A 14829-nucleotide genomic window follows, 5' to 3' on the forward strand; every position below is an offset into this window, starting at 1 on the left:
GTCTACCGCAAACCACGTTGCGCGGTGAGACTTTAAAGCATGTCCACTGAAATCTCGGCACCTGCTTCAAATGAAGTTCAACCGCGCGCACGTGTAATCAAGACGTATGCGCCCGGGCTGCTGCTGTGTCTAGGCGGCGCTATTGTCGCGATGATTTTCAGTTCTTTTGTTCCGGGGCTTAGCGCGATGATCGTGGCGATTATCGCCGGGATCGCTCTAACGAACATGACACGGCTTCCCGGCACGTTTTCGCCAGGTATCCAAGTAGCAGCTAAGACTTTGCTGCGGTGGGGAATCGTGTTTCTGGGACTGAAACTGGTTATCGCAGATGTCCGCGGCCTCGGGCTGCCGATGCTTCTTGTCATTGTCTGCATAGTCTCCGGCGGAATCATCGGCACGCTGCTTATCGGACGCCTGCTAAAGATGAAGCCAGCGCAGGTATTGCTCATCGCCTGCGGATTTTCCATCTGCGGCGCGGCGGCCGTCGCGGGAGTCGAAGGCACAAGCGATGCGGAGGAAGAAGACGTTGTCATCGCCGTCGCGTTGGTGGTGATTTTTGGAACCATCATGATTCCGACCATCCCGTTTCTCGGTGCCCTTGCCGGTTTAGCCCCGGAAACGATAGGAATGTGGGCCGGTGGATCAATTCACGAGGTTGCCCAAGTCGTTGCCGCCGGAGGCGTCATAGGCGGTAGCGCTTTGGAAATAGCCGTCGTTGTTAAACTCGCGCGCGTTCTAATGCTAGCTCCAGTCGTATTCATTCTGAGCCTTGCAAAACGTCGTCAAAGTAGCGGCGTGCAGACTACGGGCAAAGAGAAGCGCCCACCCATAGTCCCGCTGTTTATCATCGGTTTCTTATCGATGGTCCTTCTTCGCTCCACCGTCGACCTTCCCGAGCCAGTCCTCGCCACCGGCGATTTCTTACAAACAATTCTGCTTGCAACCGCGATGTTTGCTCTCGGGTGCGGGGTGAAAATCCAAAGCCTGCTGCACGTTGGAGTTCGTCCCTTCATCCTGGCCTTTGCGTCAACAGTGCTCGTCGCAACCATCGCATTTGTAGGCATTGAGCTCGTCTAATCGGCGTGCCTGTGGATAACTTCGCCGTTTGGGTGACGTGTCATGTGAATTACTCGCAGGTTTTTGAACTTGCCCTAGTCGGGGGTTGCACTGTCGTTTTAGTGTCGAAGTCATGAACGGATATGAATTATTTGAAGCCTTCGACAGAGGTGGCGTGGGTATTCTTCGCGACTTTTACGAGCTATCACCCTACGACGTAGCTACTGACGGACACAGACTTTCTACAGCGCAGAAATATGCTCGGCTGGCCAGAGTTTACTTTGGGTCCTGCGACTCGCCGCGTGTGCAGCAAGAGGCTGTCGCACTTGCCGAAGAGCGCAGGTTGAGCATCGAGTTCTTAGAGATGGTTAATAAACACGCGAAGAATTTGAAAGCGCGTGGTGCCGCGTGGAAGCTCCGTGCAGAACTCATCGCGTATGAGGGAAGCTACGAAGAAGTCGATGAGCATGGCAAAAAGCGCGTGACCGAAGAAGGCGGTGACAAACCGAAACAAAAAGGCGTACGCGTTGGCCGCGTAATAGACGGGCTGCGCACCATTAGCATTACCGATACCCAACGCCGGATTACTGATTTAGAAAAGACGCTTGATGCTGGCATCAAGCACGATGAGGACCAACCACGCTCCGAAGCCCTTCTAGAGCCATTCTGGGACTTAGTTGAAGGCAACGGCACGGGTCTTATCAAGCCTGAATACCGCACGGTTATCGCTATCGGCCTCAATGACTCGGCAAAGGTCTTCAGCGGCGAAGGCGACGATGTCAACGTCGGCGCCTCCGACGGCACCACCATGACCGGAGCCGAAATAGTCAACGCAGCGATGGAAGGCGCACTCGGCGGCAAGCTCTATGTCGGGCTTTTCCACCCCTCCGCCGGGCCGGTCAATCTCTACGAGGCCCGCTTCGCTTCCGACAAGCTGCGCACCTTGGCCATGGTGGAGAATCTCGTCTGCCCCTGGCCGGACTGCAACGTCCCGGCCGACAGGTGCCAAGTCCACCACATCGAGGCACACAAGAATGGCGGCCATACAAAGCCGTCGAACCTGACGATGTTGTGCAAGTACCACAACGGCGTCAACGACGATAACCCCAACCGTCCACGCAAGAAGCGAAAACGGCCAAGTCGTGGCAGGATGCGACGCCACCGCGGAATAGTCAGGCACTTCACCCCACGTGGAAAACCCGTCGATAACACGCACCCCTTGAGCAGCATGGGAGCGATGAACCTGATCTAATAACGCATACCCACGCTGAAACTGTGGACCGAAAGGTGGAAGAGAAAATAAACTCAATCGACTAAGGTTGTTGACATGAACGCAACTGCAGTTGAAATCATTTCTTCCCGCGCTGTTCCCCTAGGCGGACCACGCGCGATGACGGTTCACCGCACGCTTCCACACCGCCAACGATCGCTCATTGGCGCGTGGTGCTTTGTCGATCATTTTGGTCCCGATGATGTGTCAAAGACCGGAGGCATGGACGTTGCGCCGCACCCGCACACTGGGCTGCAGACCGCGACGTGGCTATTTACCGGCGAGATTAGCCACATCGATGCCGGGGGCGGACGCGGCTTCGTGCACCCCGGTGAGTTCTATTTGATGACTGCCGGTAATGGCATTTCGCATACGGAGACCACCACGGAAAAGACCACGATCTTGCATGGAGTGCAGCTGTGGATTGCGCTGCCGGATTCCACACGTAGTACTGCCGAGCGCGACTTGGCTTATTTCAAACCTCCAGTTCCCGAGCTCGATGGCGGTCAGCTCAAAGTGTTTATGGGTGAGCTCATGGGCGCATCTAGCCCAGTGCACTCGCATACCCCGATGGTCGGCGCGGAAATCACTATCGATCCGCGCTCAGAAATCGTGCTTGACCTCAACCCCGAATTTGAACACGGCGTGATCGCAGACTCCGGAACCATCGTGGTCGCAGATACCGAGCTGGAAAAGACGCAGATTGGATACACCGGTATCGGTGAAACGCGTCTGCGCATCCGCAACGATTCCGATGACATGGGTCGCGCACTATTTATCGGCGGTGAACCGCTGCGGGAAGAAATCCTCATGTGGTGGAATTTCATCGGCCGCGACCATGATGAAATCGTGCGTTTTCGCGACACTTGGCAAGCTAGCGAAGGTGAAGACGTTGACGGCCAGTTCGGTTTCGTCGATGGCTACATCGGCCACGGCGGCGTCGGCGAAGATGGCCTGGGCCGCAACGCCGATGGCATGACCTGGCTTCCAGCGCCGAATCTTCCCAATGCCCGAATGCGCCCGCGCACTCTCACCGAACCCGTCGCGCGGCCAAACACGAAAATCTAAACCTTTTGCTTAACTCCGCGCGAGCTAACAAACAACACGACGGCGACTACCGCAAAAATCGCGATGCCAGGAACGCCCATGGGCGCAGCAAGGACGCGGTCCCAATTATCACCGGTTGCAACAAGCATCGCGGGGAAACCGGCGAGCGCGTTGAAAAATGCGTGCCCAATAGCTGCGGGCAGTACGCTCTGGGAGCGCAGGCTCAGCCAGCTCAACACCGCGCCGAAGGCAATGCAGAAAGCCGTGAACAGTAGCACCGCCACGGCGCCGGGAATCTGATCACTGAAGTTATAGCCCGCCGCGATTAACGGTGCGTGCCACAGCCCCCAGATAACGCCAATGAGCAGCACTTGGCGCAGGCGCCCCAGCGGCTCTAAAGCATTTTGCAGCCAACCACGCCAGCCGGCTTCTTCACCGAAAGCCATGAGGGCGTTGATAGTAATGCCAGCGATAAACGCCTGGATAACCGTCATGACGATCAACACCGTCGGCGAAATATCCGCACCCGCTTCAATCAAAGGCGCACGGGTCTGCGTCATCTCCCAATCAGGATTCAGCCACCCAGCGGCAGTCGCCAGCGCGATCGACGCTGCAATCACGCCCACAACCAGCTCAAACCCGATGAATACCGAAGAAACAATCTTCTTCCAGTTACCATTCGCAAAAGATTCCTGGCCCAGCCCGACGGCACTCGTCCACTTTTCAAAGGTAATAAACCGGCAAACAATGACCGTTGCAATCAGCGGCGTGAACATGCGCAGCGAAATCGGCAGGATAGCCAGCGGATGCGCCAAACCCAGAGTGCTTAAAAGAACAGCATCGAGCGCATAAGCAAGCCCGAAAGAAATCAGCACGAAGAAGCCGACGGCTCTCCAATTGACTGCTCGCGTTTCGGTATTCATTAATCTGGCCTTTCTGTTAGTGCCTGGTCAGCGGGCACGAACCACAGTCCAGCCATGCTGCCATCGGTGTTGTAGCTAATGCGTGCAACTAGGTCGGCGGCTTCGAAGGCGAGGTGTTGTTCGACAACAGTGATGTCATCGGCAAGCCCGATAGCTTCAGCAGGCAGTCGGGTTTCTAACGCACCGCTTATCGATGCCACCTGCGCCCACGTCGTGGCCAACCCCTCCGCATCCAAATGCGCGCCGATGACCGGACCCAATTGACCTGCTGCTTCTTCCCAGCGGGATGCGGTCAGGTCGTCTAAAAATTGCTCCGCCTTGGTTATGGCTTCGCGCTTAGTATCTTCGGTCGGTTTGTTCATCGCTTTTCCTGTCCGAGGGTCAATCGCCGTGCCAAAACGTTGGAAGGCAGCTTGGCGCGAAATGCCCAGGGCATCTCCGATGGTCTGCCACGTAATTCCACGCTCGCGGGCATCGCTCACCAAGTGCGCCAATGCTTCATCGGCGAGCGCCTGCAAAGACCGCGCCGTGGACAGCGCATGGGTGACATCGCTGCGCGAACTTTCCCCGGAAGAGTCGTCTGAGGTGGAGAGTTCATCGGCAAGCAATGCGACTATGCGCGTGATGTGATCTGCCAGCTCGTGGCCTCGTTGATTGCCCACGTGTCAAGTCTGCCTTTACAACAAATGCTTTGTCAAGGAAAACTTGACACGTCCCGTCACCAGAGACCGATGAGGTTCATCCAACCCATGCCGACGAAGATCCAGATAGCCAAAGAAATCACGCCCGCGACAAGACCCACGCCCCACCATTGCGCGACGGAGTTGTACTTCATTCCGAACAGCGTCGGCGATGCGCCACCTGCGTAATGGGTCAACGACTGGAAGATATTCGAGCAGTAAGCGAAGATCAGCGCGGACAATAGCGGCGGTGCGCCGAGTGCGAGTGCCGCGCCGAGGAAGGCGATGTACATCGCGGAAATATGCGCGGTAGCCGAGGCGAAGAAGTAGTGCGCGAAGAAGTAAATGACAACGAGCAGAATCAATGCCGTCAGCCAGCTAAGTGCGCCCAAGGAGCCGGCGATGACTTCGGAGACCCAGTCGATGAAACCATAAGCCGATAGGGCAGTGGCCATCATGTACAACACCGCAAACCAGGTCATGGTGTCCCAGGCTGCCTTTTCCCGGATGATGTCTTCCCAGGTCAGCACTTGGAAGACCATCAGGATGATGACTCCGACAAAGGCCGTGGTCGTCGCGGAGATACCCAGGGCCAAGTCGCCGACTGTCCACAGCAGTAGCAAGACGATGAAAGTGGCGCCCAGAACCTTTTCGCCGTAGCTCATGCCGCCTAGTTGTTTTAGCTCATCGCGGGCCATCGCTTGTACTTCTGGAGTCTTTTTCAGCTCTGGCGGATAGACCATATAAATCACCAGGGGCACCACTACCAGTGCGAGAAGCCCGGGAACGATAGCGCCCATGGCCCACGTCGTCCAGGAGATATCGACGCCAAGTTCACCGGCGAGCGATGCAATCAGTGGGTTGCCTGCCATTGCAGTCAGGAACATCGCACAGGTAATGGAGTTGGAATTAGAGACCACCAGGGACAGATAAGCACCTGCACGGCGCGATGTCGGCCCGGGTTCTGAGTCGTAGGTTAGCGCCACCGACTTCATGATCGGCGCCATGATTCCACCGCCACGGGCTGTCGCCGACGGAATTGCTGGCGACAGCACCAAGTCCGCAAGCCCCAATCCATAACCGACACCCAGCATGTGCCCGCCGACTTTGGAAACGAAAAACAGCGCCACGCGCCGGCCGAAACCAGTCTTAATAAATCCGCGCGAGAGCAAGAAAGCCATGACGATCAACCAAATTGTGGAATTGCCAAAGCCGACCAGCGCATAGGGTGCGCCCGGGTTATCACTATCCGGCGACAGCGGAACAATCCCGGTGAGCACCGTGGCGATCATGCCGATGATTGTCACCGCACCCATCGGCATCGGCGCCATGATGATGCACACGATGGTGGCCACGAAAATGCCAAACATGCGCCACGCTTGGTCCGTCAGCGCCTCCGGATGCGGACTGAACCAGAAAATCAGCGCAATAATAATGGGAACACCGAAGCCGAGCCCCATTTTGCGCCAGTGTTGAGTGGGCGGGGCATCGACACGCTGCTGCGGCGGCGAAGCGTGCGACCGCGACTGGCTAGGTGTGCTGATGGGACTGGCAGACATAAGGTAGCTCCCGTCGTGAAACTGCTCCTGCCTTGTGCAGGAACTCGCCGCGGATATCGCTCTCCCCGAGTAGTGGGAAGAAAACCTTCCGCTAAGTCCCAGCTTAGTAACTTGCTATGACGGGAGGAAGGCCAGTGACCTGCTAAAAAGGTGAGATTCGCTACACGGTGGCCTAGCCTAAGTCACTATCGGGATTACACCGTTCCCGATGCTTTTCGGACGTGCTCCAGTGGATAATTAGCGCACCAATCACGGTGGTCGATAGCGCAAGAACAACCGTTATGGTGGAGATCTCGCCGGCAATCGCTGCCGCTAAAGTCCCGAGTGCACACACAATTGCCGCCACCCCGAGTGCGAATCCAGTCTTGTGGTGAATCTTCATGCTTACACGGTACCTGCGGGGAAAGAATCTGTTTTCCGGCTTTTTCCTTGTGCGTCGGTTCTATACTGGTGCCCATGATCGAGTTTGAACACGTCACCAAGTCCTATCCGGACCAAACCGTGGCGGTAGCAGATTTCTCGCTTGCCATAGACTCGCATCGCACCATCGCGCTCGTGGGTTCTTCCGGTTCGGGTAAGACAACGCTGCTGCGCATGGTAAACCGCATGGTAGAGCCCACCGCAGGCCGCGTGCTTATCGATGGCACCGATATCGCCACCGTTGACCCCGTCAAGCTGCGTCGCTCCATTGGATACGTTTTGCAGCAAGGTGGCCTGATGCCGCACCGCACGGTGGTGGATAATGTTGCTGCCGTGTTGCGCTTAAACGGTATGGCGAAATCTCCAGCGCGCGAGCGCGCGCTGGAGATGATGGACCGCGTCGGGCTTGACCGCGCGATGGCCAAGCGCTACCCAGGGCAGCTTTCCGGTGGCCAGCAACAGCGCGTTGGCGTTGCGCGGGCGCTGGCACCGGAGCCGAATATTTTGCTCATGGATGAACCTTTCGGCGCAGTAGATCCGATTGTGCGCCGCGAACTCCAAGATGAGCTGCTGCGACTGCAGGCAGAACTCGGAAAGACCATTGTTTTTGTCACTCACGACATTGATGAAGCATTCCGCTTGGGCGATGAAGTCGTGATTTTAAAGCCCGGCGGGGTCATCGCTCAGCAGGGCACCCCGGCAGAAATTATGGCGCATCCGGCAGATGATTTCGTGCGCGGTTTCGTAGGCAGCGACCGCGGGGAGCGGCAGCTGCGGATTGAAAAGCACGATGGGCGCACCGTTGCCGTGGACGTCAACGGCCGCCCTGTCGGAGTGATCAGCCAATGACGTGGCTGCAACTGAATTGGCCACAGGCACTGGAACTGTTGTGGGCGCACCTCACCTTGGCCATTCCGGCGATTGTGCTCAGCGCCCTCATCGCCATTCCGGTTGGCCGTTTTGCCTTTCGTAGCCCCCGTATCGGCGGTCCGCTGCTGAGCACCGCGACGTTGCTCTATGCCATCCCGGCCCTGCCAATGTTGATTATCGTGCCGGTGATTTTCGGCGTGGGCCTGCGCTCCCCGGCGACGATGATCATCGCGCTGACCGCCTACGGCGTGGCCCTGTATGTGCGCACCAGCGCTGATGCTTTCGGCTCCGTGGATCGTACAGTGCGCGATTCCGCCACCGCTATGGGCTATGCTCCACAGAAGCTGTTTTGGCAGGTAGACCTACCCCTTTCCACTCCGGTGCTCATCGCCGGATTGCGCGTGGTGTCAGTATCGACCATCGGCCTGGTCACCATCGGCGCGCTAATCGGCGTGCAAAACCTGGGCACGCTGATGACCGACGGTTTCCAGCGCGGCATCGCCGGCGAAGTTGCCGTAGGCGTCATCGCCACGGTGCTTTTGGCGTTGGTGATTGATGCGCTGCTGTTGATCATCGGCAAGCTGCTTACCCCCTGGACGCGCCGGGTGGAATCCACCAAGGCGGTGAGCGTATGAACCTTGTAGCGCAAGGCTGGCAATGGTTGACAGATCCCGCCCATTGGACGGGCATTGCCGGAATCCCCAACCGCCTGGCAGAGCATGTCACCGTGACCTTCGCAGCGCTGGTAGTAGCGGCAATTATTGCCATTCCCGCAGGGCTTATCATCGGCCATACCCGCCGCGGTGCAGCGGTAGTCGGTGCGATTACCGGTGGCGTGCGCGCTATCCCGACCTTGGGCCTGTTGACGCTTTTGGGCTTGTGGTTGGGCATTGGCATCGAAGCACCATTTATCGCCCTGGTGGTCTTAGCCATTCCCTCGCTGTTGGTCGGTGCGTATTCCGGCGTGGAAGCCATCGATAGCCACACCCCGCAGGCGGTCCAAGCCATCGGCATGCGACCTGCCCAAGTGCTGCTCACCGTGGAACTGCCACTCGCGCTACCCGTGATCGTCGGCGGCATCCGCGCCGCGACCTTGCAATTGGTAGCCACCACAACCCTTGCCGCCTACACTGCCGATACCGGGCTCGGCCGCTATATTTTCTCCGGGCTGAAAACCCGTGACTACGCGGAGATGCTCGGCGGCGCCGTTCTCGTCATCGTCGTTGCGGTTATCCTCGAACTTATCCTCGCTACCTGTCAACGCCTCGCGCACCGCGTTGCTCTTCCCGCTTCCCACAACCTCTAAGGACTAACCCCATGTTCTCTAAAAACCGTTTGACCGCACTTGCTGCACTCGCCGTTACCAGCACCTTTGCTCTGACCGCGTGCGGTACCGACAGCAGCCCATTAGAAGATGACGCCACAAACGATGACACCATTGTTATCGGCTCGCAGGATTATTACTCCAATGAGATCATCGCCGAAACTTACGCGCAGGCGCTAGAAAATGCTGGTTATGCTGTGGATCGGCAGTTCCGCATCGGCCAGCGCGAGGCCTACCTGCCGGAAATCGAAGCCGGGGAGATTGACCTTTTCCCCGAGTATTCCGGGCCGGTCCTGCAGTACTGGGAGCCAGATACCGAAGCGCGCCTGCCGGATGACGTGTACGCAGCGCTTGTCGATGCCTCCCCCGACGGCCTCAACATCCTCGACCAATCACCGGCCACTGACCAGGATTCCTATGTCATCACCCAAGAATTTGCCGATGAGTGGGGGATTGAAAATGTCGAAGACCTCTCCAAGGTCACCGAACCGATGACTTTGGGTGCTAACTCCGAAGGCGAATCGCGCCCGAATGGTCCGAAGGGCCTGGAAGAAACTTATGGCGTCAAGGTAGATTTCGCGCCGATCGAAGACAGCGGCGGACCGCTCACCGTCAAAGCCCTCAAAGACGGCGATGTTCAAATGGCGATTATCTACACCGCCGACCCATCCATTGAGTCCAATAACTTAGTGACCCTGGAAGATACCAAGGGCCTGTTCTTGTCCTCCAACGTTGTGCCGCTGGCCAGCGACAAAGTAGATGACAAGGCGGCCGAAGTTATCAATGAAGTCTCCGCCGCGATGAGTCCCGAAGACCTAGTCTCTTTGAATAACCGCAGCGTCACCGACCAGTTGCCCGCCGCGGACATCGCCAAGGACTGGCTGGAAGAAAAGGGCCTGGCGTAGTCATGCCGGAGAAAGCCGCACACGTCATCCTTGTTCCGGGTGCTTGGATGGGCGGCTGGATCTGGGAGCCGACGGTGAAGCGGCTGCGCGCTCACGGCATCGACGCGGAAACGATGACCCTTCGCGGCCTTGAGTCTGGGCAATCTGATACTGATATTGCGGGCGTGAGCCTCGAGAACCACGTGCAGCAGCTTGTCGAGCACATCGCGCAGACCCGCGCCGACAAAGTGATTTTGGTGTCGCATTCTTATTCTGGGGTGGTGGTGGCATCGGCAGCCGACCGGCTACGCGCCCAGGTCGCTGGCATCATTCACATCGGCGCTTTCTTGCCTGTCGATGCCCACGCGCTTCTCGATAACTGGGGTGCTACCGATGATGAACGCGCGCAAGAAAAGGAAGATACCGAGGCCGCCGGTAACCTGTGGCATGCTCCCACGCGTGAGATGTTCGATTACGTTGACGACCTCACCGATGCCGACCGCGACTATCTAGCTTCGAAATTCACAGCGCACCCTGGCCGAACGGTCCTTGATGCAGCGCACCTATCGTCGCCAGTGGAGGAGCAGCCTTCGACCTATGTTGCGTTGACGTTAAAGGATGATTTCGATGCCGCCTGGGAGGATGCTCCCGCCGTTGCCAAATCGGCTTCCTCGTGGCATCGACGCAGCCTAGTCAGCGGCCACTGGCCGATGCTCTCTGCCTTCGACGAGACCGTCACGCTCATTGAAGAAGAAATCCGCCATTATGGAAGTTCCGCTTAGAAACGTTTCACCAAAACGTAGTGGCCTTCGCGCTCGCTGACCTGTTCAAACCCTAAGTGGAGATACAGGCGGTGAGCGCGTTCATTTGCCGCGGCTACCGACAGTGAAATACCGGGAGCGCCCATCTGACGGGCGAGCTGCGTCGCGGCTTCCAACAATGTGGTTCCGATTCCCTCGCCCTTGTAGCGGTTCTCCACCGCCAAGGCGAGCTCCGGGATACCTTCTTCGACGTGGCCGAAACCGTGGAGTTCATCGGTGCCCCAGTTCAACCACACGCCACCAGCGGGGATATGCCCGCGCCAGGCGATGAATCCGCCTTTTTCTTCCGTCCAGTTCTGCAGATAATAAATCCAGTCGCGGTCAAAATCTGCGGTTACCTCACCAAGTTCGTCACCGAAGGTATCGGTCAGGAAATTCAAACGCGACAGGTACGTGCGGTCTGATTCGGTGGCGACGACCAGGACCAAGTCATCTTCTGAACTGCTTTCTGGGCTGCTTACGGGAGTGGAATTCATGCGCACCATTTTAACGCGCGCGTACCTACTTGCCGTGCTCCCATTGGGCATACGCGCGAGCGTAGTGCCCGCCGAGAGCAATGAGTGATTCGTGGTCGCCGTCTTCGATGATTTCGCCGGCTTCCATAACCAGGATGCGGTCGGCGACGCGGGCTTGATCGAGCCGGTGCGCTACGACCAAGGTGGTGCGGCCGCGGGCGACAGCGCGCGCGGCAGACTCGAGGGCCTCGGCGTGTTCGCTACCTGCTTCGGAGGTTGCCTCATCCATGATCAGCACCGGGGGCTGGCGCAAAAACATGCGCGCCAAGGAAATCTGCTGGGCTACCTCGGCGCCAACCTCGGGATTGCCGGCACCGATTTCGGTATTCAGACCCTTCGGCAGCCAGCGATCCCAAGCCGGAGTGCCGTGGCGCAGACCCACGGTGGAAAGTGCCGTGAGCAGTTCATTATCGCTGGCATCGGGTTTGGCCAGTAGCAAATCATTGCGCAAGGTGCCCGAAAATAGGTGCACATCTTGGGTGATCAACGCGACGTGCTGACTGATCCACACATTGGGAACCGTGGCGGTATCGGTGCCATCGACAATGATCTTGCCGGCAGTGGGATATTGCAAGCCTGCGACCAAAGCAGCCAAAGTCGATTTACCAGCACCCGATGTACCAACTAGAGCGGTGGTGGTTCCGGCTTTGAGGGTGACGGAGACATCGGAAAGCACGTGCGCGCCGCCGGGGTAGGCATAGTCCAGGTTTTTGATCTCCACCGTGGGCTGGGGTTTTACGGCGGGAAGCTCAGTATCGGCGATGATGTCATCATCAGCAATCTTGCCCAGCGCAACAGCGCGGCCCAAAGCAGTTAACGCGTGCTGGATATCGCCGGCGGAAAAGAGCAGGGTAAATACGTGCATCTCCAAGCGCATGACCAATAACACCGCGGTAGCGGCCTCACCCACGCTCAACCAGTTGGCGGCAACCATCGGCATGGACATCACTAAAGAACCCAAGAGCAAAAAGCCAAAAGCGATGCTACCTTGACCCATGATGCGGTTAAACAGCGGCAATCTATCGCCCCAGGCCTGTACCGTTTCCCAGGACACATAATCCATGCGGCGATGTGCCCAGCGCATCAGGCGGAATTGCCGCAGGGTCTCAAGCGCGCGGATGCTATCGAGCAACACATTATTGCGCTTAGCTTCTACCGCGGAGACCACGTTGGTTACCGCAGGCACATCGCGGATGACCTGCTTAATCCACGGCCACATGATGATTGCCGTAACAATCATCAACACTAAATACGCCGGGTGAACCAAAACCAACGTCACCGCGGTAACGGGGATAAAAACCAAGGTGACAATCAACCGGTCACCGGTATGGCTAATGGTAGAAACCGTCGTGTCAATATCTTTGGACAACCGCGTAATCACATTGCCGGTGCCCAGCTCCAAAATGCGTGGCACGGGCGCGCGCATCACGGCATCGAGAGCCGTTTTGCGCAGGTCGATGCTCAAACGCCTCGTTGCCGTATTGATCAAAAAGAGGTTGAGCGCGCGCCCGATGGTTTCGATGACTAAGGCGATGGCGAAGATGATCATCGCTAAGCTCACGGTGTCTTTGCCTGAACCTAAAATGGTGCTGCTGCCACCGGAGATGAGATCGACAATCGAGCCGATTACCGTCGCGCCGATATTCATCGCAGCGGCCGCGGTGATGATCGAAGCCAGAGTGAAAATGACTTGGTAGCGCTTCGGTGCCGAAGGCAAGGCCTTAATGAAATTCCAGATATCTTTGCCACCAGCAGGAACCAGCGCATCAGCTTGGCGCACCACGGGTTTAGGTTGTGCAGGTTGTGTCATCGTGTCACCACCTCATCAGCGACCGCTGCCCAGGACGGCGAGGAAGAAATCACGATGGTCATGCGCCCTGCACGCAAACTGGCCACGCGCCGGGCAACGGTTGCCAGCGTGATGGAATCTAATCCGGTGGTCGGTTCATCCAGCACCAACACATCTGGGTCATAGGCGAGTGCGCGCGCTAAAGCCACACGTTGGCGCTGCCCGCCCGATAAGTTTAGCCCGGCCTCGCCAATGCCGGTGGTGGGTAATTCGCCTTCGTCGCCAAAGCCACCTAGCCGGGTGACAATATCGTGGCAGGCCGCGGCATCGAGTGCCTCATGGACCTGCTCTAGCGAGAAGCTTCCTTCGGGGTTGATATTATCCGCCAAGGTTCCTTCCAGCACCGATACCTGGTGTGGTGGGCACAGCGCGCCCATGGAGCCGAGCAGTTTAATATCTTCAGCGATGCGGTGCCGGCCTTCAACCGTCGCGGGCTGCCAGACGGTTAGTCCTGGCCCCAGATTGAATGCGGTAGCAATAGAATCCGTGTTGTTTCCTGTGGAATTGGCGGGAGTGGGTTGCGGCTGGAGGTCATCGACAAGCGATGCGATACGCTGCGTCGATGCCAAAGCCCGGGCATAGAACTGGGTGAGAAAGCCCAGCGCATAGCCTGTCGATGTCAACGCCGGCGGCACCAACATCACGATAGTCATCAGCGCACCGGTGGAAATTTCCCCGGCATAAGTCTGCGTGATGGCATATAACACCAGCGTAATCGCCCACATGGTGGGAACGAGCTGGCGCACAAGCGTCGTCCACGATAGCGTGCGGACCTCTTTGAGCATCGAATCCAGCGCTGCCTGCGACACCTCAGCGAAACGCTGCGACACGATATCACCCGCGCCTAAGCCTTTGACCACGCGGTTGCCCTGGGCGGCATCGGTGGCCAAGCTAAGGGCGATATTGTCATTCGCACGGCGCAAAGCTGTGACTTTGGTCAGCGACTTGGCCGTGAAATAGGAAACCAGCATGGTCAACGCGACGCCGACAGGCAAGGCCGTGGCGACAACCGGTGAGGACGGCGCGATGACGATGACGGCACCAACGACATAGCCCAACATCATGACGGGGAAGTTGAGGATTTCTTTCAACTGCCCAATGTTGTTGCTGTCTTCATCCATGGTGTTGAGCAGCCGGCCGGGGTTAAGCCCCTGGGTGCGGCTGCGCAGCAGTCGCTGCAACAGTCCTAGACGCAGATCATGCGTGGTGCGCGCGGTGCCCACTTCTGTAAAGGCATCCGCGGTGGACTCGGCGACCCACTGAAACCACAACAATAAGATGGTCAGCAAGACCGGCACGAGAAGCGATGCCCAGGTAAGTTCCCGAAAGACGTTTTCAGTGGCGTAGCCAATCACCGCTGACACCGCTGCGCCAACGGGGGCAGAAAGCCCCATGCTCACAAGCGTCATCCACACGCTGGTGGGATGCATCCCTAGCAGGGAAAGGCTTGCGCGCACGGGGCTGTCCCACCGCGTGGCATTGATGTCGTAGGTGCTCGGCGGTGAATCCTCCGGCACATACCACGCCCACGTTCGCATCCGTGGGTACTTCGGTGCACTCATGGTGCTTTAGTCTATGCCTTTAGGCACAGATGCACAGCAAAATTTCTGC

The 14829-nt window shown here is 57.8% G+C and carries 15 protein-coding genes; 8 read left to right on the forward strand and 7 right to left on the reverse strand.

Going from position 1 to position 14829, the window contains the following annotated elements; genetic code table 11:
- Positions 1–39 precede the first annotated feature (39 nt).
- The 3 genes from C5Y44_RS09175 (at position 40) to C5Y44_RS09185 (ending at position 3394) form a co-directional block, all read left to right on the forward strand.
- A complete protein-coding gene (locus tag C5Y44_RS09175; protein WP_105324665.1) occupies positions 40–1077 on the forward strand; it encodes a YeiH family protein in 1038 nt (345 codons plus the stop codon).
- A gap of 112 nt (positions 1078–1189) precedes the next feature.
- Positions 1190–2308 (forward strand): HNH endonuclease signature motif containing protein, encoded by a 1119-nt coding sequence (locus tag C5Y44_RS09180; protein ID WP_105324666.1) that lies wholly within the window; start codon positions 1190–1192, stop codon positions 2306–2308.
- Positions 2309–2383: 75 nt separating this feature from the next.
- Positions 2384–3394, forward strand: a complete 1011-nt coding sequence (locus tag C5Y44_RS09185) for a pirin family protein (protein ID WP_105324667.1) — start codon at positions 2384–2386, stop codon at positions 3392–3394.
- On the opposite strand, the gene C5Y44_RS09190 is transcribed toward C5Y44_RS09185, so the two are convergent.
- From C5Y44_RS09190 to C5Y44_RS09205, 4 genes are all read right to left on the reverse strand, one after another.
- A complete protein-coding gene (locus C5Y44_RS09190) occupies positions 3391–4296 on the reverse strand; it encodes a CPBP family intramembrane glutamic endopeptidase (RefSeq protein ID WP_105324668.1) in 906 nt (301 codons plus the stop codon). The two genes, C5Y44_RS09185 and C5Y44_RS09190, sit on opposite strands and share 4 nt — an antisense overlap.
- Complete coding sequence (locus tag C5Y44_RS09195) at positions 4296–4958, reverse strand: DUF3887 domain-containing protein (RefSeq protein ID WP_105324669.1); 663 nt, start codon at positions 4956–4958, stop codon at positions 4296–4298. Before C5Y44_RS09195 ends, C5Y44_RS09190 begins: the two co-directional genes overlap by 1 nt.
- A gap of 56 nt (positions 4959–5014) precedes the next feature.
- Positions 5015–6535, reverse strand: a complete 1521-nt coding sequence (locus tag C5Y44_RS09200; RefSeq protein WP_233189932.1) for an anion permease — start codon at positions 6533–6535, stop codon at positions 5015–5017.
- 172 nt (positions 6536–6707) lie between these two features.
- Positions 6708–6917: a hypothetical protein gene (locus C5Y44_RS09205; protein WP_105324670.1), complete on the reverse strand. Its 210-nt coding sequence runs from the start codon at positions 6915–6917 to the stop codon at positions 6708–6710.
- A 74-nt stretch (positions 6918–6991) separates the two neighbouring features.
- Between C5Y44_RS09205 and C5Y44_RS09210 the strand changes: the two genes are divergently transcribed.
- The 5 genes from C5Y44_RS09210 to C5Y44_RS09230 are packed head-to-tail and all read left to right on the forward strand — an operon-like array spanning position 6992 to position 10815.
- Positions 6992–7804, forward strand: coding sequence for an ABC transporter ATP-binding protein (locus C5Y44_RS09210; protein ID WP_105324671.1), 813 nt, complete (start codon positions 6992–6994; stop codon positions 7802–7804).
- Positions 7801–8460 (forward strand): ABC transporter permease, encoded by a 660-nt coding sequence (locus C5Y44_RS09215; RefSeq protein ID WP_105324672.1) that lies wholly within the window; start codon positions 7801–7803, stop codon positions 8458–8460. Before C5Y44_RS09210 ends, C5Y44_RS09215 begins: the two co-directional genes overlap by 4 nt.
- Complete coding sequence (locus C5Y44_RS09220) at positions 8457–9131, forward strand: ABC transporter permease (RefSeq protein ID WP_105324673.1); 675 nt, start codon at positions 8457–8459, stop codon at positions 9129–9131. The genes C5Y44_RS09215 and C5Y44_RS09220 overlap by 4 nt, the downstream gene beginning before the upstream one ends.
- Positions 9132–9142: 11 nt before the next feature.
- On the forward strand, positions 9143–10054 hold the full coding sequence (locus C5Y44_RS09225; protein ID WP_105324674.1) for an ABC transporter substrate-binding protein: 912 nt from the start codon (positions 9143–9145) through the stop codon (positions 10052–10054).
- Positions 10055–10056: 2 nt separating this feature from the next.
- On the forward strand, positions 10057–10815 hold the full coding sequence (locus tag C5Y44_RS09230; protein ID WP_105324675.1) for an alpha/beta hydrolase: 759 nt from the start codon (positions 10057–10059) through the stop codon (positions 10813–10815).
- On the opposite strand, the gene C5Y44_RS09235 is transcribed toward C5Y44_RS09230, so the two are convergent.
- Genes C5Y44_RS09235 through C5Y44_RS09245 form a run of 3 tightly spaced genes read right to left on the reverse strand, consistent with a single transcriptional unit; the run spans position 10812 to position 14780 of the window.
- On the reverse strand, positions 10812–11330 hold the full coding sequence (locus tag C5Y44_RS09235; RefSeq protein WP_233189933.1) for a GNAT family N-acetyltransferase: 519 nt from the start codon (positions 11328–11330) through the stop codon (positions 10812–10814). The two genes, C5Y44_RS09230 and C5Y44_RS09235, sit on opposite strands and share 4 nt — an antisense overlap.
- Positions 11331–11355: 25 nt before the next feature.
- Positions 11356–13179 carry an ABC transporter ATP-binding protein gene (locus C5Y44_RS09240; RefSeq protein ID WP_105324677.1) on the reverse strand — a complete coding sequence of 608 codons (1824 nt, stop codon included), beginning with the start codon at positions 13177–13179 and terminating at the stop codon, positions 11356–11358.
- Complete coding sequence (locus C5Y44_RS09245; RefSeq protein ID WP_105324678.1) at positions 13176–14780, reverse strand: ABC transporter ATP-binding protein; 1605 nt, start codon at positions 14778–14780, stop codon at positions 13176–13178. Before C5Y44_RS09245 ends, C5Y44_RS09240 begins: the two co-directional genes overlap by 4 nt.
- Between the last annotated feature and the right edge of the window lie 49 nt (positions 14781–14829).

The organism is Corynebacterium sp. J010B-136, assembly GCF_002967075.1.
In the GTDB taxonomy this organism is placed as follows: domain Bacteria; phylum Actinomycetota; class Actinomycetes; order Mycobacteriales; family Mycobacteriaceae; genus Corynebacterium.

Coding starts and splice junctions, on each gene's coding strand:
- C5Y44_RS09245 (WP_105324678.1), bottom strand. CDS start 14,780: ATGAGTGCACCGAAGTACCCACGGATGCGAACGTGGGCGTGGTATGTG.
- C5Y44_RS09220 (WP_105324673.1), top strand. CDS start 8,457: ATGAACCTTGTAGCGCAAGGCTGGCAATGGTTGACAGATCCCGCCCAT.
- C5Y44_RS09200 (WP_233189932.1), bottom strand. CDS start 6,535: ATGTCTGCCAGTCCCATCAGCACACCTAGCCAGTCGCGGTCGCACGCT.
- C5Y44_RS09225 (WP_105324674.1), top strand. CDS start 9,143: ATGTTCTCTAAAAACCGTTTGACCGCACTTGCTGCACTCGCCGTTACC.
- C5Y44_RS09230 (WP_105324675.1), top strand. CDS start 10,057: ATGCCGGAGAAAGCCGCACACGTCATCCTTGTTCCGGGTGCTTGGATG.
- C5Y44_RS09235 (WP_233189933.1), bottom strand. CDS start 11,330: ATGAATTCCACTCCCGTAAGCAGCCCAGAAAGCAGTTCAGAAGATGAC.
- C5Y44_RS09185 (WP_105324667.1), top strand. CDS start 2,384: ATGAACGCAACTGCAGTTGAAATCATTTCTTCCCGCGCTGTTCCCCTA.
- C5Y44_RS09205 (WP_105324670.1), bottom strand. CDS start 6,917: ATGAAGATTCACCACAAGACTGGATTCGCACTCGGGGTGGCGGCAATT.
- C5Y44_RS09210 (WP_105324671.1), top strand. CDS start 6,992: ATGATCGAGTTTGAACACGTCACCAAGTCCTATCCGGACCAAACCGTG.
- C5Y44_RS09190 (WP_105324668.1), bottom strand. CDS start 4,296: ATGAATACCGAAACGCGAGCAGTCAATTGGAGAGCCGTCGGCTTCTTC.
- C5Y44_RS09180 (WP_105324666.1), top strand. CDS start 1,190: ATGAACGGATATGAATTATTTGAAGCCTTCGACAGAGGTGGCGTGGGT.
- C5Y44_RS09175 (WP_105324665.1), top strand. CDS start 40: ATGTCCACTGAAATCTCGGCACCTGCTTCAAATGAAGTTCAACCGCGC.
- C5Y44_RS09215 (WP_105324672.1), top strand. CDS start 7,801: ATGACGTGGCTGCAACTGAATTGGCCACAGGCACTGGAACTGTTGTGG.
- C5Y44_RS09240 (WP_105324677.1), bottom strand. CDS start 13,179: ATGACACAACCTGCACAACCTAAACCCGTGGTGCGCCAAGCTGATGCG.